Origin of the sequence: Stutzerimonas sp. Brlt_14, assembly GCF_051948915.1 — a bacterium.
Taxonomy (GTDB): domain Bacteria; phylum Pseudomonadota; class Gammaproteobacteria; order Pseudomonadales; family Pseudomonadaceae; genus Stutzerimonas; species Stutzerimonas stutzeri.
The window spans coordinates 103510-120206 of the sequence record NZ_JAYJLM010000001.1; the positions used below are offsets into that span (position 1 = coordinate 103510).

The 16697-nt window shown below is 65.4% G+C and carries 17 protein-coding genes; 4 read left to right on the forward strand and 13 right to left on the reverse strand.

Annotated features, from left to right (window positions below; translation table 11 throughout):
- Positions 1 to 75 precede the first annotated feature (75 nt).
- From VF716_RS00490 to VF716_RS00550, 13 genes are all read right to left on the reverse strand, one after another.
- A complete protein-coding gene (locus VF716_RS00490; RefSeq protein WP_011913552.1) occupies positions 76 to 1248 on the reverse strand; it encodes an ABC transporter ATP-binding protein in 1173 nt (390 codons plus the stop codon).
- 11 nt (positions 1249 to 1259) lie between these two features.
- Complete coding sequence (locus tag VF716_RS00495) at positions 1260 to 2102, reverse strand: carbohydrate ABC transporter permease (RefSeq protein WP_013983051.1); 843 nt, start codon at positions 2100 to 2102, stop codon at positions 1260 to 1262.
- Positions 2095 to 3012, reverse strand: coding sequence for a carbohydrate ABC transporter permease (locus tag VF716_RS00500; protein ID WP_019406089.1), 918 nt, complete (start codon positions 3010 to 3012; stop codon positions 2095 to 2097). The genes VF716_RS00495 and VF716_RS00500 overlap by 8 nt, the downstream gene beginning before the upstream one ends.
- Positions 3013 to 3121: 109 nt before the next feature.
- A complete protein-coding gene (locus VF716_RS00505; RefSeq protein WP_017245222.1) occupies positions 3122 to 4369 on the reverse strand; it encodes an ABC transporter substrate-binding protein in 1248 nt (415 codons plus the stop codon).
- A 159-nt stretch (positions 4370 to 4528) separates the two neighbouring features.
- A complete protein-coding gene (locus tag VF716_RS00510) occupies positions 4529 to 5980 on the reverse strand; it encodes an ATP-binding protein (protein ID WP_125865494.1) in 1452 nt (483 codons plus the stop codon).
- Positions 5964 to 6698 carry a response regulator gene (locus tag VF716_RS00515; protein ID WP_017245224.1) on the reverse strand — a complete coding sequence of 245 codons (735 nt, stop codon included), beginning with the start codon at positions 6696 to 6698 and terminating at the stop codon, positions 5964 to 5966. Before VF716_RS00515 ends, VF716_RS00510 begins: the two co-directional genes overlap by 17 nt.
- A gap of 57 nt (positions 6699 to 6755) precedes the next feature.
- Positions 6756 to 7718, reverse strand: coding sequence for a glucokinase (locus VF716_RS00520; RefSeq protein ID WP_011913558.1), 963 nt, complete (start codon positions 7716 to 7718; stop codon positions 6756 to 6758).
- On the reverse strand, positions 7715 to 9544 hold the full coding sequence (gene edd, locus VF716_RS00525; RefSeq protein ID WP_011913559.1) for a phosphogluconate dehydratase: 1830 nt from the start codon (positions 9542 to 9544) through the stop codon (positions 7715 to 7717). The genes VF716_RS00520 and edd overlap by 4 nt, the downstream gene beginning before the upstream one ends.
- 172 nt (positions 9545 to 9716) lie before the next feature.
- Positions 9717 to 10484: an SMC-Scp complex subunit ScpB gene (gene scpB, locus VF716_RS00530; protein WP_041755548.1), complete on the reverse strand. Its 768-nt coding sequence runs from the start codon at positions 10482 to 10484 to the stop codon at positions 9717 to 9719.
- Positions 10485 to 10503: 19 nt separating this feature from the next.
- Positions 10504 to 11322, reverse strand: a complete 819-nt coding sequence (locus tag VF716_RS00535; protein ID WP_020307887.1) for a segregation and condensation protein A — start codon at positions 11320 to 11322, stop codon at positions 10504 to 10506.
- 27 nt (positions 11323 to 11349) lie between these two features.
- Positions 11350 to 12555 (reverse strand): tryptophan--tRNA ligase, encoded by a 1206-nt coding sequence (locus VF716_RS00540; RefSeq protein ID WP_187283647.1) that lies wholly within the window; start codon positions 12553 to 12555, stop codon positions 11350 to 11352.
- 209 nt (positions 12556 to 12764) lie between these two features.
- Positions 12765 to 13388 carry an L-threonylcarbamoyladenylate synthase gene (locus tag VF716_RS00545; RefSeq protein ID WP_011913563.1) on the reverse strand — a complete coding sequence of 208 codons (624 nt, stop codon included), beginning with the start codon at positions 13386 to 13388 and terminating at the stop codon, positions 12765 to 12767.
- A 13-nt stretch (positions 13389 to 13401) separates the two neighbouring features.
- Positions 13402 to 14268: a PHP domain-containing protein gene (locus VF716_RS00550; protein WP_011913564.1), complete on the reverse strand. Its 867-nt coding sequence runs from the start codon at positions 14266 to 14268 to the stop codon at positions 13402 to 13404.
- 343 nt (positions 14269 to 14611) lie between these two features.
- Here VF716_RS00550 and VF716_RS00555 point away from each other — a divergent pair, with 343 nt between their 5' ends.
- The 4 genes from VF716_RS00555 to VF716_RS00570 all read left to right on the forward strand — a co-directional run bounded on the left by VF716_RS00555 (position 14612) and on the right by VF716_RS00570 (position 16624).
- On the forward strand, positions 14612 to 14911 hold the full coding sequence (locus tag VF716_RS00555; RefSeq protein WP_003294265.1) for a YciI family protein: 300 nt from the start codon (positions 14612 to 14614) through the stop codon (positions 14909 to 14911).
- Between the two features lie 73 nt (positions 14912 to 14984).
- Positions 14985 to 15362 carry a hypothetical protein gene (locus VF716_RS00560; protein ID WP_011913565.1) on the forward strand — a complete coding sequence of 126 codons (378 nt, stop codon included), beginning with the start codon at positions 14985 to 14987 and terminating at the stop codon, positions 15360 to 15362.
- Between the two features lie 13 nt (positions 15363 to 15375).
- Positions 15376 to 16053 carry a response regulator transcription factor gene (locus tag VF716_RS00565; RefSeq protein ID WP_011913566.1) on the forward strand — a complete coding sequence of 226 codons (678 nt, stop codon included), beginning with the start codon at positions 15376 to 15378 and terminating at the stop codon, positions 16051 to 16053.
- 157 nt (positions 16054 to 16210) lie between these two features.
- Entirely contained in the window at positions 16211 to 16624 is a 414-nt protein-coding gene (locus VF716_RS00570) for a Spy/CpxP family protein refolding chaperone (protein WP_011913567.1), read from the forward strand.
- Positions 16625 to 16697 lie beyond the last annotated feature (73 nt).

Consider the following 16697-nt stretch of genomic DNA (forward strand, 5'->3'; position numbering starts at 1 on the left):
CTGGATCGAGCCTGTTCGGCTCCGTTGGTTCCTGTCTCCGTTATCCCCAGCCTGCTGGCAAGGCAGGCCGGTACCTCACTGCACCGGCCCCGCTCCGTTGGAAACCAGCCGGGTGACCTTGCTTTCGCGCGTGGCTGCAGGCTGCGCCAGGCCCAGCCGTTCGCCGCTCTGGGCGTCGAACAGCAGGACCTTGCGCGGATCGAACTGCAGGTTGAGCGTCTCCCCCACCCGCGGCGCCTGATCCGGCGCCAGCCGGCAGCAGGCCTTGACCTGATTGAGCGCGAAGACGACCAGCGTATCGGGGCCGGTCGGCTCCACCACTTCGATATCCACCAGCAGCGAAAGGTCCGCCGCAGAGCCATTCGACAGGCCGATCTGTTCGGGGCGAATGCCCAGAATGAGCTCCCGGTCACGCAGACCTTCGTCACTGGTGATCGGCAGCGGCAGCTCGCAACTGCCCTGCTCGCTGTTGAGCACGCCCACCCAGCGGCCGTCACGCTGACGAATGCGCAGCGGCACGAAGTTCATCGGCGGCGAGCCGATGAAGCTCGCGACGAACAGGTTGGCCGGGTTGTTGTAGATCTCGTGGGGGGTACCGAACTGCTGGATCACGCCGTCCTTCATCACCGCGACCTTGTCGCCGAGGGTCATTGCCTCGATCTGGTCATGGGTGACATACACCGTGGTGGTTTTCAGCCGTTGGTGCATCAGCTTGATCTCTGTGCGCATCTCCACCCGCAGCTTGGCGTCGAGGTTCGACAACGGCTCGTCGAACAGATAGATCTTCGGCCGCCGCGCCAGCGCCCGACCCATGGCCACGCGCTGCTGCTGACCGCCAGACAGTTGCGACGGCTTGCGTTCCAGCAGCGGTTCGATCTGCAGCAGCTTGGCGACCCGTGCCACCTCCTCCTCGATCTTCGCCGCCGGCACCTTGCGCATCTTCAGGCCGAAGGCGATGTTGTCGCGCACGCTCATGGTCGGATAGAGCGCATAGGACTGGAACACCATGGCAATGTCCCGATCCTTCGGGCTGGCCTGACTGATGTCCTCACCGTCGACGAGGATCTCGCCGCCGGTGATGTTCTCCAGCCCGGCGATGCAGTTCATCAGGGTGGATTTACCGCAGCCGGAGGGGCCGACGAGAATCAGGAACTCACCGGCGTCGATCTTCAGCGCGATGTCCTTGAGCGTTGCGATCTGGCTGTTGCCATAATTCTTTTGAACGTTGCGCAGTTCCAGGGAAGCCATCGTTGTTCTCCTCAACCCTTGACGGCGCCGGCAGTGAGCCCGCGCAGGAAGTACTTGCCGGCGATCACGTAAACCACCAGCGTGGGCAGGCCGGCAATCATCGCGGCGGCCATGTCGACGTTGTATTGCTTGGCGCCGGTGCTGGTATTGACCAGGTTGTTCAGCGCCACGGTGACCGGCTGGGTATCGCCGCTGGCGAACACCACGCCGAAGAGGAAGTCGTTCCAGATCTGGGTGAACTGCCAGATCAGGCAGACCATGATGATCGGTACCGACATCGGCAGCAGAATGCGCCCGAAGATGGTGAAGAAACCGGCGCCATCCAGCCGCGCCGCCCGCACCAGCGCTTCCGGCACGCTGACATAGAAGTTGCGGAAAAACAGTGTGGTGAACGCCAGGCCGTATACCACGTGCACCAGCACCAGACCGGTGGTGGTATTGGCCAGGCCCAGCTTGCCGAGGGTGAAGGACGCCGGCAGCAGGATCACCTGGAACGGCAGGAAGCAGCCGAACAACAGCAGACCGAAGAACAGCTGCGAGCCGCGGAAGCGCCACATCGACAGCACGTAGCCGTTGATGGCGCCCAGCGCGGTGGAAATCAGCACCGCCGGGATGACGATCTTCACCGAGTTCCAGAAGTAGCCACCGACGGCATCCCAGGCTGTCAGCCAGCCCATGGCGGTGAACGCCTCCGGCCAGCTCAGCAGGTTGCCGGTACGGATGTCTTCCGGGGTCTTGAAGCTGGTCAGCAGCATCACGATCAGCGGCACCAGGTAGACGGCGCAAGCCAGCAGCAGCGTAGCGTGGATGGTCAGGCGCCCGAGCGTCAGGCGCGGTTGCGCGAAATCAGACATGGCGCTTGCTCCTCAGCTCGGAGTACAGGTAGGGCACGATGATCGCCATCACCGCGCCGAGCATCAGCATGGCGCTCGCCGCACCCAGGCCCATCTGGCCGCGGGTGAAGGTGTGGGCGTACATGAACATCGCCGGCAGATCGCTGGAATAACCCGGCCCACCGGCGGTCATCGCCGCCACCAGGTCGAAGCTCTTGATGGCGATATGGGCGAGGATCATCAACGCACTGAAGAACACCGGACGCAGGCTCGGCAGCACGATGCGCAGGTAGATGGTCGGCAGGCTCGCACCGTCCACCTGGGCCGCGCGGATGATCGACTGATCGACGCTGCGCAGACCGGCGAGGAACAGCGCCATGACGAAGCCCGAGGCCTGCCACACCGCCGCGATCACCAGGCAATAGATGACCCGATCCGGATCAACCAGCCAGTCGAAGCGAAAGCCTTCCCAGCCCCAGTCGCGCAGCAGCTTGTCCAGGCCCAGGCCGGGATTGAGCAACCACTGCCAGGCGGTGCCGGTGACGATCATCGACAGTGCCATGGGGTACAGGTAGATGGTGCGGATCAGCCCCTCGCGGCGGATGCGCTGGTCCAGCAGCACGGCTAGCACGACACCGATGATCAGGCTGATGGCGATGAACAGGCCGCCGAACACCAGCAGGTTCTGGCTGGCCACCCACCAGCGGTCGTTGTCCCACAGGCGCTCGTATTGCTGCAGGCCGACCCACTTGTAGCTGGGCATGAAGCGCGAGTTGGTGAACGACAGCAGGAAGGTCCAGCCGATGTAGGCGTAGAAGCCGACCAGCACGATCAGCATGCTCGGCGCCAGCACCAGCTTGGGCAGCCAGCGCTGCAGGGCATCGAGCGGCGAGACCTTGGCGGGCCTGGCGGGAAGCGCGATGGAGCTCATGGAGGTGATCCCTCGTCAGAATCCGGGATGTCGTCGCCCGCGGCACGGGCCTTGGCCTGTGCCGGGACAACGGTTCGGGAAATCGGGCGGACGCGGTCCGCCCTTGGCGTCACTGCACGGCCTGGATCGCCGCCGCCAGCTGCCTGGCCGCCTTTTGCGGATCGGCCTTGGGGTCGTTGAAGAAGTTGGTCACGACATCGAACACCGCGCCCTGCACGTAGCTCGAAGCGGCCATGCCGTGGGTCAGGCTGGGTTGCAGGCCGCTGCCCTGGGCCGCCGCCTTGAAGTCCTTCATCGACTGCTGGGCGCAGGCGTCGAACTCGCTCATGTCCTGGTCCTGGCGAACCGGGATGGAGCCCTTGTTCTGGTTGAAGAACGTCTGGAACTCCGGCTGCAGCACCGCGCGCGCCAGGTCTTCCTGGGCCTTGCGGTTCTCATCGCTGCTCAGCTTGAACATCGCCAGCGAATCGATGTTGAAGGTGAAGCTGCCCTGAGTGCCGGGAAATGGCAGGCACTGGTAGTCCTTGCCCGCGACCTTGTTGGCGGCCGTGAACTCGCTCTTGGCCCAGTCACCCATGATCTGCATGCCGGCCTTGCCGTCGATGACCATGCCAGTGGCACGGTTCCACTCACGGCCTGCGGCATCGGCGTCGAGGTAATCACGCAGCTTCTTCAGCGCGGTGAAGGCCTGGACCATCTTGTCGCCGGTCAGGGTGTCCTCGTCCAGCTCGACGAATGCCTTGTGGTAGTCGTCCGGCCCGAGAATGCTGAGCACGAAGCCCTCGAACACGGTGCCGTCCTGCCACGGCTGGCCACCGTGGGCGACCGGCACGAAACCGGCTGCCTTGAGCTTCTCGGCAGCGGCAAAGAACTCGTCGAGGGTCTTCGGCGGCGTGGCACCGGCCTTCTCGAATACCTCCGGGTTGATCCACAGCCAGTTGACCCGGTGCACGTTGACCGGCACGGCCACGTAGGAGCCGTCGTACTGCATGATCTTGCTGACCTGCTCGGGCAGCAGTTCGTCCCAGCGTTCGGCCTTGGCGGTGTCGTCAAGGTTGGCGAGCAGGCCGAGTTCGCCCCACTCCTGGATGTCCGGGCCCTTGATCTGTGCGGCGGACGGCGGGTTGCCGGAAACCGCGCGGGTCTTCAGCACGGTCATGGCAGCCTCGCCACCACCGCCGGCGACGGCGAAATCCTTCCAGGTGTGGCCTTTCTGCTCGACCATCTTCTGCAGGGTGTCGGCGGCGCGCTTCTCGCCGCCGGAGGTCCACCAGTGCAGGACTTCGACCTCGCCGGCGTGGGCGAGCAATGGCAGGGCAAGGGAAACGGAAAGAGCGAGACGATGGATCGCATTCATGGAGGAGTACCTTCTTGTTTTTATCCGGCAAGTCGTGGGTCGCTTGCGATGGACCGAGTCTATGCCCGGAAAAATGGACACTGGGTAACGAAGGGATGGCCGATGGTCACCAACCGGTTACAAAGACACGCCACAGGTAACAGGCACGCCCGGCGGGCTTCAGCTCGGTAGTGTGAGGGTCACCCTCAGCCCTCCCTGCTGCAAGTTGCGCATGCTCAGCTCGCCGCCGTGGGCGTGAGCGATGTTGCGCGCGATACCCAGCCCCAGGCCGTAGCCCTGCTGCTGGCCGGAGAGCCGTACATGGGGTTCGAAAACGTGCTCCAGGCGCTGCTCCGGCACGCCCGGCCCCTCGTCGTCAACGTGCAGCACCAGCGCCTCCTTGCCATCCTCGACGTGCAGGTGGGCGCGCTCGCCATACTTCAGGGCGTTGTCCAGCAGGTTGCCGATGCAGCGCTTTAGTGCCAGCGGCTTGCCGGGGTAAGTCGCCAGCGCGCGTCCATCCAGGGTCACGCGGGTCTGGTCGCAGGCCTGGTAGGGCTCCACGATGTGTTCGAGCAACAGATTGAGGTCCACGGCCTCGATGTTCTCGTGGATATCGGTGTCCTTCACGCACTGCAGGGCGCCCTTGACCAGCAGCTCCAGTTCGTCGAGATCGCGGTTGAACTTGACTTGCTGGGCCTCGTCCTCCAGCAGCTCGACCCGCAGCCGCAGCCGTGTGATGGGCGTACGCAGGTCGTGGGAGATGGCGCTGAACAACTGGCCGCGCTCGGTCAGATAGCGACTGATGCGCTCGCGCATGTTGTTGAAGGCGCGGCTGACCTCGACGATCTCGCTGGCACCGATCTCGGCCAGCGGCCGCACTTCCCCTCCCACCGACAGCTCCCGCGCCGCCTTGGCCAGGCGTTTCAATGGCCGGCTCTGCCAGCGCACCAGCAGGCCGATGAACAGCAGCAGGAAGGCGCTGGTCAGCACGATGAACCACAGCTGCTGCACCGGCAGCCCCTCGTCTTCCAGGCTGACGTAGGGTGCCGGCATCAGCGAGGCGAGATAGAGCCATTCCTGCGGCGCGATCTGGATCTGCGTCACCAGCACCGGTGGCGCCAGTGGTTCGAAGCCCAGCGCGTAGTGGGCCCAGGAGCGCGGCAGCTCCTCGAGCTTGATGCCGCTGTTGAAGATGCGCAGATCGTCCGGGCTGACGAACTCGATGGTCAGGTCCACCGCGCCACCCAGACGCTGGCGCAGCACCTGCTCCACCTCGTGCAGCACCGCACGCTTGCGTGGCGTCTCCGGCAGGATCTTCATCTCCAGCGGCTTGTCGTTGAGCGAGACGAAGAAGCGCGTGCCGCCCATGCTGCGCAGCTGGTCGAGCACCAGCGGTCGGTAGCCCAGCGGCAGCGATCGGAAGTAGCTGACGCTCGCCCCCATCGACTGCGCCAGGCTGCGGGCGCTGGCCAACAGCCCTTCCATCTGGCTGGCGCGCAGCTGCGATAGCCAGATCAGGCTCGACAGGCCCTGCGCCAGCAGCACCGCGAGCAGGGTCAGCAACAGCATGCGCCCGAGCAGCGAGCGCGGCACCAGCCGCAGGCGCCGCCGCTCAGTGCGCAGATTCATGGTGCGGCGTCACCTGGGTAGCCAGCAGGTAGCCGCAGCCGCGCACGGTGCGGATCAGCCGGGGCGACTTGCCGGTGTCGCGCAGGCGCTGGCGCAGACGGCTCACCGCCATGTCGACGATGCGCTCCAGCGGCATCACCTCGCGCCCGCGGGTGGCGTTGGCAATGGTGTCGCGGTCGAGGATCTGCTGCGGATGATCGAGAAACAGCTTGAGCAACGCAAAATCGGCACCGGACAGAAAGACTTCCTCGCCATCGGCGTGAAACAGACGGTGGCTGATCATGTCCAGCCGCCATTCATCGAAGGCCAGCACGTCGCTGCCGCGCTCCTGGGCGAAGCTGACCCGCCGCAGCAAGGCCTTGATCCGCGCCAGCAGCTCGCGTGGGCTGAACGGCTTGCCGAGGTAATCGTCGGCGCCCAGCTCAAGACCGACCACCCGGTCGGCCTCGTCGGAACTGGCGGTGAGCATGATGATCGGCATCGAGGCCAGCCGCTCGTGCTGGCGAATCCAGCGGCAGAGGCTGAAGCCGTCCTCGTCGGGCAGCATCACGTCGAGTATCACCAGATCGGCCGGTTCGGCGCACAGCGCGCTGCGAAACTGCACGCCGTCCGGCACGCCGCGGACCTGAAAGCCCGAGCGGCTGAGATAGGTCTGCAGCAGTTCGCGGATTTCCTGATCGTCGTCGACCAGAAGGATGTTCTTACCTGCTTGGCTCACGTCACGTCCCTTTTCTTGTTGTTATCCGATCGCCCGTCGCCTTTCCCTGCCAGCCGCCTAGACGCCCTCCAGCAGCGATTGCAACGCCACGCCGGCGCCTTCCAGGCCCGGATAAGGCGCGGTCACCAGCCATACCGGCAGGCGATCGAAATAGCCACTCATTTGGCCCTTCTCGCACAGGGCATCGCAAAAGCCGCTGTGCATGAAGAACTCGGCGAAGCGCGGTACCACGCCGCCGACGATATATACCCCGCCGCGTGCACCGAGCGTCAGCACGTTGTCGCCGACGATGCGCCCAAGCCAGCGGCAGAACTGCTCCAGCACGGCCACGGCGTACGGCTCGCCAGCCAGCGCGGCCTTGGTGATCCCAGCCGGGGAGTCGTGTTCGGCCGCTCGGCCATCCAGCGCGCAACAGGCACGATAGAGCGTCAGCAAACCCGGCCCGCTAAGCACGGCTTCGGCATTCACGTGGCCCTGTGCGCGGTGCAGCTGGGTCCAGATCGCCGCCTCGCGCTCGCTGCCGATCGGCAGACAGATATGCCCGCCCTCGCCCGGCAACGCGCGCCAGCCGCCGCCCACCAGCGGCAGCAGCCCGGCAACCCCCAACCCGGTGCCGGGGCCTATGACCAGACGCGGCCGGCCGGGTTCAGGCTCGCCCTCGCGGACCGTGACGCGCTCGTCATCGCGCAGCCGGGTCATACCCAGGGCCATGGCGGTGAAGTCGTTGATCAGCAGCAGATCCTTCAGGCCCAGTTCGCGGCAGAACGCCTGTCGGCTCAGCTGCCAGTGGTTGTTGGTGAAGCGGAAGTGATCGCCGCTCACCGGCCCGGCACAGGCCAGGCATACTGCTTCCAGCGCATCCAGCGGCTGGCCCACCTCGTCGAGGTAGGCGCGGATTGCCAGCTCCGGACGCGCATGGTCTGCCGTGGGCAGCACGCGAATCTGCTCGATCCGCTGATCGCGCCACAGCGCGAAGCGTGCATTGGTACCACCGATGTCGCCAACCAGCGCTGTCTTCACTTGAGCGCCTCCAGACTCTCGGTGAACGCGCTGGCGCCCTGCTCTGCCGTGCTGAAGGACGCGCGCATGAAGGCGAACAGCTCGCGACCGCAACCGATACCCATGTCTTCCGGGCGGATGGCCGGCTGGCGCGTCGCCCATTCGGCCGGGTCGACCAGCGCCCGCAGCTCGCCGGTCTCGCCATCGACGCGGATGATGTCGCCATCACGGACCAGCGCCAGCGGCCCACCGTCCAGCGCCTCCGGGCAGACATGGATGGCCGCCGGCACCTTGCCGGAGGCGCCGGACATGCGCCCGTCGGTAACCAGCGCCACCTTGTAGCCGCGGTCCTGCAGCACGCCAAGGAAGGGCGTGAGCTTGTGCAACTCCGGCATGCCATTGGCCTTCGGCCCCTGGAAACGCACCACGGCGATGAAATCGCGCTCCAGCTCGCCGGCCTTGAAAGCGGCTGCCAGCTCGCTCTGGTCGATGAACACCCGTGCCGGCGCCTCGACCACACGATGCTCCGGCGCCACGGCCGAGATCTTGGTCACGCCGCGTCCCAGGTTGCCTTCCAGCACACGCAGGCCGCCCTCCGGCGAGAAGGGCCGCTCTGCCGGGCGCAGGATGGTTTCGTCCAGGCTCTGAGCGGGCCCATCGCGCCAGACCAGCTTGTCACCGTCGAGGAACGGCTCCTGGATATAGCGGCGCAGGCCCTTGCCGACCACCGTGTGCACATCCTCATGCAGCAAGCCGGCGTCGAGCAGCGTGCGCACCATGAAGGGCACGCCGCCGCAGGCATGGAAATGGTTCACATCGGCCTGACCGTTGGGGTAGACCTTGGCCAGGGTCGGCACCACCTCGGAAAGGTCGGCCATGTCCTGCCAGGTCAGCTGGATGCCGGCGGCGCGGGCGAATGCGGGAATATGCAGGGTGTGGTTGGTCGAACCGCCGGTGGCGTTGAGCGCGACCACCGAGTTGACGATGGACTTCTCGTCGACCACCTGGCACAGCGGCGTGTAATTGCCAGCCTGATGGGTCAGGCGGGTGACCTGCTGCGCGGCTTCGCGGGTCAGCGCATCGCGCAGCGGCGTGTAAGGATTTACGAACGAGGAGCCCGGCAGGTGCAGGCCCATGATCTCCATCACCACCTGATTGGTGTTGGCGGTGCCGTAGAAGGTGCAGGTGCCCGGGCTGTGGTAGGACTTCATTTCCGATTCCAGCAGCTCCTCGCGGCTCGCCTTGCCTTCGGCGTAGCGCTGGCGCACCGCGGCCTTTTCCTTGTTGGGGATGCCCGATGGCATCGGCCCACCCGGTACGAAGATCGTCGGCAGATGGCCGAAGCGCAGCGCACCGATCATCAGCCCGGGGACGATCTTGTCGCAGATGCCGAGCATCAGCGCGGCGTCGAACATGTTGTGCGACAGCGCCACCGCGGTGCTCATGGCGATCACTTCGCGACTGGCCAGGCTCATCTCCATGCCCGCCTCGCCCTGGGTCACGCCGTCGCACATTGCCGGCACGCCGCCGGCGAACTGGCCGACCGAACCGATCTCGCGCAGCGCCTGGCGGATCATCTCCGGAAAATGCTCGTAGGGCTGATGCGCCGAAAGCATGTCGTTGTACGCGGAAACGATTGCGACGTTCGCCGCGTTCATCAGGCGCAGGCTCTGCTTGTCCTGAGTGGAATTGCAGCCGGCGACGCCATGGGCGAAGTTGGCGCATTGCAGCCCGCCTCGCTGAGGGCCCTCGCTGGCAGCGGCGGCCATCATCGCGAGGTAACGCTCACGCGTCTTGCGGCTGCGCTCGACCAGGCGCTCGGTGACTTCCAGAACTCGCGGGTGCATGCGTCTCTCCTGCTGCGGAATTTTGTTCTTCGACAACCATAAACCATCCGGAGTCGGTTGGCGTTCGGACAGGACGCAAGGCCAATGGTTGCGCACGACATGCGACTGCAGAGCTATGCCCCCAGCGGCCGGCTGCAGCGAGGCCGCCGGCGCCCCGGCGACATGCCTGGGCTCAGGGGGTCGATTGCTCCTCGTCGGAGTCGATATCCGCGGCTTGCGCTTCGAGCAGGTCGTCGAAGTCGGTCTTGAGCCCCTGTTCCATGCCATCGAGTTCGGCCAGCAGGCTACGGAAGCTGGTCTGCTCGCGCGCGGGCGCCTGCGGCTCGTCCAACGTCTCGTCGGCGCGGGCTTGCAGGGCGACCGGCACGGCCGCATCTTCGTCGAGCAACGGGCGCAGCTCGGGCTCCATTTCCCGCAGCACGGCCAGCGGCGGCAATTCGTCGAGGTTCTTCAGATTGAAATGGTCGAGGAATTGTCGGGTGGTGGCGAACATCGCCGGGCGCCCCGGCACGTCACGATGGCCAACCACGCGAATCCACTCGCGCTCCTGCAAGGTCTTGACGATCTGGCTGTTGACCGCAACGCCGCGAATGTCCTCGATCTCGCCGCGGGTGATGGGCTGGCGGTAGGCGATCAGCGCCAGGGTTTCCAGCAGCGCCCGGGAATAACGCTGCGGACGCTCCTCCCAGAGCCGCCCGACCCAGGGCGAGAAGCGCTGGCGCACCTGCAGACGATAACCGCTGGCCACCTCCTTGAGTTCGAAGGCCCGCCCCTTGCAGGACTTGTCCAGGACTTCGAGGGCCTTCTTCAGCTGCGCCGACGAAGGTCGTTCATGCTCCTCGAACAGCTCGCCGAGACGCTCCAGGGAGAGCGGCTTGCCGGACGCGAGCAGAAAGGCTTCGAGCAGCGAAGCGAGATCCTTGGGATCGGACAGGTCCACGGTTGACTCCTGCAAATATCTATTCGGTTCGACTGCGCACATGGATAGGCGCGAAGGGCTCGTTCTGCACCAGCTCGACCAGCGATTCCTTGATCAGCTCGAGTACGGCCATGAAGGTCACCACCACGCCAAGGCGCCCTTCTTCCACATGGAACAGCGCCACGAACGGGACGAAACCGCCCCCCTTCAGACGCTCGAGCACCTCGCTCATCCGCTCGCGGGTCGACAGCGCCTCGCGGGTCACCTGATGGCTCTCGAACATGTCGGCACGGCGCAGCACCTCGGCCATGGATACCAGCAGTTCCTCCAGGCTGACATCAGGCAGCAGCTTGCGCGCCCTGGCATCCGGGGCGTCGAGGCGTGGCACCTGCAGGTCGCGACCGACCCGCGGCAGCTCGTCCAGATCCTCGGCGGCGGCCTTGAAGCGCTCGTACTCCTGCAGCCGGCGGATCAGCTCAGCGCGCGGGTCGTCTTCCTCTTCGGCGGCTTCGGCCGAGCGCGGCAACAGCATGCGCGACTTGATCTCGGCGAGCATGGCGGCCATCACCAGGTACTCGGCGGCCAGTTCCAGACGCACCGACTTCATCAGCTCGACGTAGCCCATGTACTGGCGGGTGATTTCCGCCACCGGGATGTCGAGGATGTCGATGTTCTGCTTGCGGATCAGATAGAGCAGCAGGTCAAGTGGGCCTTCGAACGCTTCGAGAAAGACTTCCAGCGCATCCGGCGGTATGTACAGGTCCAGCGGCAGCTCGGTCACCGCCTCGCCATAGACCAGCGCCAGGCGCAGCTGCTCGCCGGGCTGAGTCGATTCGGGGCTCTGGAGTTCGGTCTGCATGGTCTTCCTCGAAGCTGCGCGGGCGCGTCAGCGGTAATTCAGGCCCATCGCCTGACGCACGTCGATCAGCGTCTCACGGGCTTCGTCGCGGGCGCGCTCGGCTCCCTCGGCCAGGATGCTGCGTACCAGATCGGGGTTCTGCTCGTAATCCAGCGCGCGTTCCTGCAGCGGCGCAAGATCGGCCTTGATCGAATCGATCAGCGGTGCCTTGCATTCCAGGCAGCCAATGCCGGCGCTGCGACAGCCCTGCTCGGCCCACTGACACACGGCCTCCTCGGAATGCGCCAGATGCATCTGCCACACCGGGCAACGCGTCGGCTCGCCGGGGTCGCTGCGGTGCACGCGCGCCGGGTCGGTGGGCATGCGACGGATCTTCTCCTCGATCTCGGTCGGCGTATCCCGCAGATAGATGGCATTGCTGTTGGACTTGGCCATCTTGCCGCCGTCGAGCCCGGACAGCTTAGGCGCCTCGCCGAGCAGCGCCTGCGGCTCGGGCAACAGCAGCTTGCCGCAGCCCTCCAGGTAGCCGTACAGCCGCTCCTGGTCGCCGATGGTGATGGTCTGCTGCTCCTTGATCACTGCGCGCGCGGTATTCAGCGCCTCGACGTCTCCCTGCTCCTGATAGTTCTTGCGCAGGCTGACATAGAGCCTGGAGGTTTTCTTGCCGAGCTTGCGGATCGCCGCCTCCGCCTTGCTCTCGAAGTCGTCCTCACGGCCGTAGAGGTGATTGAAGCGGCGCGCCACGTCGCGGGCGAATTCGATATGCGGCAGCTGGTCGGCCCCGACCGGCACCAGTCCGGCGCGGTACAGCAGAATGTCCGCCGCCTGCAGCAGTGGATAGCCAAGAAAGCCGTAGGTGTCGAGGTTCTTGTCCTGCAGGTTCTGCTGCAGTTCCTTGTACGACGGCACCCGCTCCAGCCAGCCCAACGGACAGATCATCGACAGCAAGAGGTGCAGCTCGGCGTGCTCGGGCACCTGCGACTGGATGAACAGCGTGGCCGAGCTCGGGCTGACCCCGGCGGCCAGCCAGTCCACCGCCATGCTCATGACGTTCTGCGAGATTTCGCCGGAACTCTCGTAGTCGGTGGTCAGCGCATGCCAGTCGACGATGCAGAAGAAGCATTCGTACTCATGCTGCAGCCTGACCCAGTTCTTCAATACGCCGTGGTAGTGGCCAAGGTGCAGTCGGCCGCTGGGGCGCATACCGGAAACCACACGCCGCTGTGAATCCATGGAGCTCAAAAGAGTGTCCTTGCTTAATTGGCCTGTTTGGTAGGTTCAGTTGGTCAAGTCTGGCGCCCGTAGCTCCATCGCCGCACCTTGCCATAGCCGGCCATGACTCGTCGCAGCGCCTGGTCTCGGAGACATGTTCATCGAACCTGCCTCAATCCACTCACCGCCCAGGCCAGATGATGTTGTACCGGCATACATGCCATTCAGGCTCAGGCCATGAAGGGTTCGGGATCGCCGCAGCCGACCCGCACCACCTCCGGCTGATCATCGACCAGGCTGACCACGGTCGAGGCCTCGAGGCCACCGTACCCGCCATCGATGATCAGGTCCACCTGGTGCTCCAGGGCGTCGCGCATCTCGTACGGATCGCTCATCGGCAGGTCTTCGCCCGGCAGGATCAGGCTGACACTCATCAGCGGCTCGCCGAGCTCTTCCAGCAACGCCTGGGCGATCGGCAATGCCGGTACGCGCAGCCCGATGGTGCGACGTTTGGGATGCAGCAGCATGCGCGGCACTTCGCGCGTCGCCGTGAGAATGATCGTGTAGGGCCCGGGCAGATGCGCCTTGAGCAGGCGGAAGGCGGCGGTGTCGACCTTGGCGAACAGGCCCAGCTGCGACAGGTCGCGGCAGGCCAGGGTGAAGTTGTGCTTGTCGTCGAGCTGACGCAGCCGGCGGATGCGCTCGATGCCGGCCTTGTTGCCCATCGAGCAGCCGATGGCATAACTGGAATCGGTGGGATACACCACCACCCCGCCCTTGCGGATGATCTCCACGGCCTGCTTGATCAGGCGCGGTTGCGGGTTGTCCGGATGGATCTGAAAGAACTGGCTCATGGGAACTCCCTGTTCAGCTGGCAGCAGGTAGGCGGCGCTCATGGTCGAAATGTCTCCAGAGTGGTGACAGATCCTCCGGCAGGTTGCGATACAGCCCCAGCTCCGACCAGTCGCCCGGTGCGTGGAAGTCGCTGCCCACGGTGGCCATCAGGCCGAACTCGCGCGCCAGGATCGACAGACCGCCAACCTGCTCCAGCGGCTGCATGCCGTTGACCACCTCAAGCGCATGGCCGCCCGCCGCGACGAAATCGACGACGAGGCGACGGCGCTTGCTGCGGGTGAAATCGTACTGCCATGGATGCGCCAGGCTGATCCAGGCACCCGCCTCGCGCAAGGTCCGAACCGTCTGCTCGAGGCTCGGCCAGTGCTGCTTCACGTCACCGAGCTTGCCGGAGCCGAGCCACTTGCGAAACGCCTCGGCACGATCGCGGACATGGCCGGCACGCACGAGGAACTCCGCGAAGTGGGGACGAGCCGGCGCGTTGCCGCTGTCGCCCAGTTCCTGCTGGATCGCCCGTGCACCCTCCAGCGCGCCAGGCATGCCCTTGGCCTCGAGCCGCTGGGCGATCTGTTCGGCCCGCCGCCAGCGCCCTTCGTGCAGCTGCGCGATCGCCTGCTGCAACGCTGGCGCATCGGCGGCGAAGGCATAACCCAGTACATGAATGGTAGCCCCGTTCCACAGGCACGAGAGTTCGATGCCGTTTACCAGCTGCACCCCCAGCGCCAACGCAGCCGCCCGAGCCTCGGCGAGGCCATCGACGGTGTCGTGGTCGGTGAGCGCCAGCAGCTGGACCCCGCGCCCATGGGCACGTTCCACCAGCTTGGTTGGCGCCAGCACGCCATCGGAGGCAGTGCTGTGGCAATGCAGATCGACGATCATCAGGTAACGCACTCCAGTGAGGTGCCGGCACCTCGCGAAAAACTGTCCGACAAGCCCGGTTCAGCAAGACAGCGCGGGCGAACGGCCGGCTAGTCTAACGCCGCGCCGGGGCTTTGGCTTGCACCAGCGGCACCCCGCGCCGCGAAACCTTCTGCTTCGACCGCCGATCCCGCTTGCCGTGCGATGCATCCTTGATCCAGGCAGTTTCCCGCCAGGCGCCGTTTGCTATGATGCCGCGCTGCTGGCCTGTGGGCGTCGACGCCCTGGCTGGCACACGCCAGCCCCACCCGGCGTGAATGCAATACTTTTTTTACGCCGCAACCCATGCGAACGAGGAACGACCATGCTGTACGCCGTTATCGCCACCGACGCACCGAATTCCCTGCAGGACCGCCTCGCCACCCGCCCGGCCCACCTGGCGCGCCTGGAGCAGCTCAAGAACGAAGGTCGCCTGGTGCTCGCCGGCCCGCATCCTGCCATCGACAGCAACGACCCGGGCGAAGCCGGTTTCAGCGGTAGCCTGGTGGTCGCCGAGTTCGATTCGCTGGAAGCTGCGCAACAGTGGGCCGATGCCGATCCGTACAAGGCCGCCGGCGTTTACGTGAATGTGGTGGTCAAGCCCTTCAAGAAAGTGCTGCCCTGAGCCGACACAGCGGGGATAGCGAATCCGCCCGGCTGCTGGTCTTCCACGGCCTCGTAAGGAAATAGGAGTTCCGATGCGTCAACGACCGCTTTCCCTGCTGCTTGCCCTGACCCTGCTGGCCCCTGCGCTGCAGGCTGAAGAAACATCAAGCGTTCCGACCCTGCCGGTTGACGAAGCCAGCGAAGCCGCACCGGTCGAAGCGCAGCAGACCGCCACCGAGCCCCACGCGGCACGCCTGGCCAGCGATACCACCGAAGCCCTGCTGCTGCGTCTGCGCGAGGAAAACCGCCGGCTGCGCATGCAGTTGCAAGCCGAGCAGTCGAAGGTTCTGCCGGCGTTGCTGAACGAGCAGCAGCAATGGTTCGCGGTGGGCGGAGCCGTTGGCGTCACCAGCTTCTTACTGGGCCTGCTGGTGACGCGCGGCCGGCGTCGGCGCCAGTGGCTCAATTGAGTAACAGGCAAACATGAGCGAATTGCTGCTTATCGATGATGATCAGGAGCTGTGCGAGCTGCTGATCAGCTGGCTCGCACAGGAAGGCTTCGTCGCCCATGCCTGCCATGACGGGCAGAGCGCGAAGCAGGCGTTGGCGCAGTATCAGCCCGCCGCGGTAGTACTGGATGTGATGCTGCCGGACGGCAGCGGCCTTGAACTGCTCAAGCAGCTGCGCAGCGAACATCCGGACCTCCCGGTGTTGATGCTGTCCGGTCGTGGCGAACCGCTGGACCGCATTCTCGGCCTCGAACTGGGTGCCGACGACTATCTGGCCAAGCCCTGCGACCCACGCGAACTGACCGCGCGTCTGCGAGCTGTGCTGCGCCGCAGCCAACCGGCAGCCGCGCCCAGCCAGCTCGAACTCGGCGACCTCAGCTACAGCCCCGCCCGCGGCGTTGCCAGTGTCGGCGGGCATGACGTCAGCCTGACGCTGTCCGAAGGCCGCATCCTTGAGGCCCTGCTGGCCCAGGCCGGCGAGCCGATCGACAAGCAGGCCCTGGCCCAGCACGCCCTGGGTCGCAAGCTCACGCTCTACGACCGCAGCCTGGACATGCATGTCAGCAACCTGCGCCGCAAACTGGGCCCGCACGCCGACGGCAGCCCGCGGATCGTCGCCCTGCGCAGCCGTGGCTATCTCTATTCGGCCTGATCACGCCCGGCTGATCGTCTTTACCGAGGCTTTACCCTGGGCTGACCGCCCTTGACCTTGCGCTGCGTAGACTGAACTCATCCGGTCACCGACCAGCCGCCAGCTTCTTCAATGCCGCGGCGGCACGACCGGTTACCCTACATAGGAGAGTTTCATCATGCGCAAATCACTCGTAGCCCTAGTGTTCGCAGCCGCCCTGCCGACCCTCGCCTTTGCCATGCCCGGTGGCATGCACGACGGCCCCCATGGCGGCAAAAGAGCCCCGCACATGTTCCAGGAGCTGGACCTGACAAAGGAACAGCAGCGCGAAATGCGCAAGCTCATGGGCGAACAGATGAAGCAGCGCCAGGCGATCACCCAGCGCTACCTCGACAAGTTGCCCGAAGCCGAGCGCCAGGCCATGCAGAAGGATCTGGACGCCAGTCGGGAAAAGACTCACCAGAGCATGCGCGCCCTGCTCAAGCCGGAACAGCAGAAAGCCTTCGATGAAGGCCTGAAGAAAATGGAAGAAAAGCGCGCCGAACGCGCCGAATTCCTTAAGTGGAAGGCCGAGCGCGATCAGAAGAACTGATCCGGCGGTCCATCTGATACCCCGCCCGGCAGCGTCCGCCCGTCATGTGATGGGCGAAGCGTGCCGGGCTTTT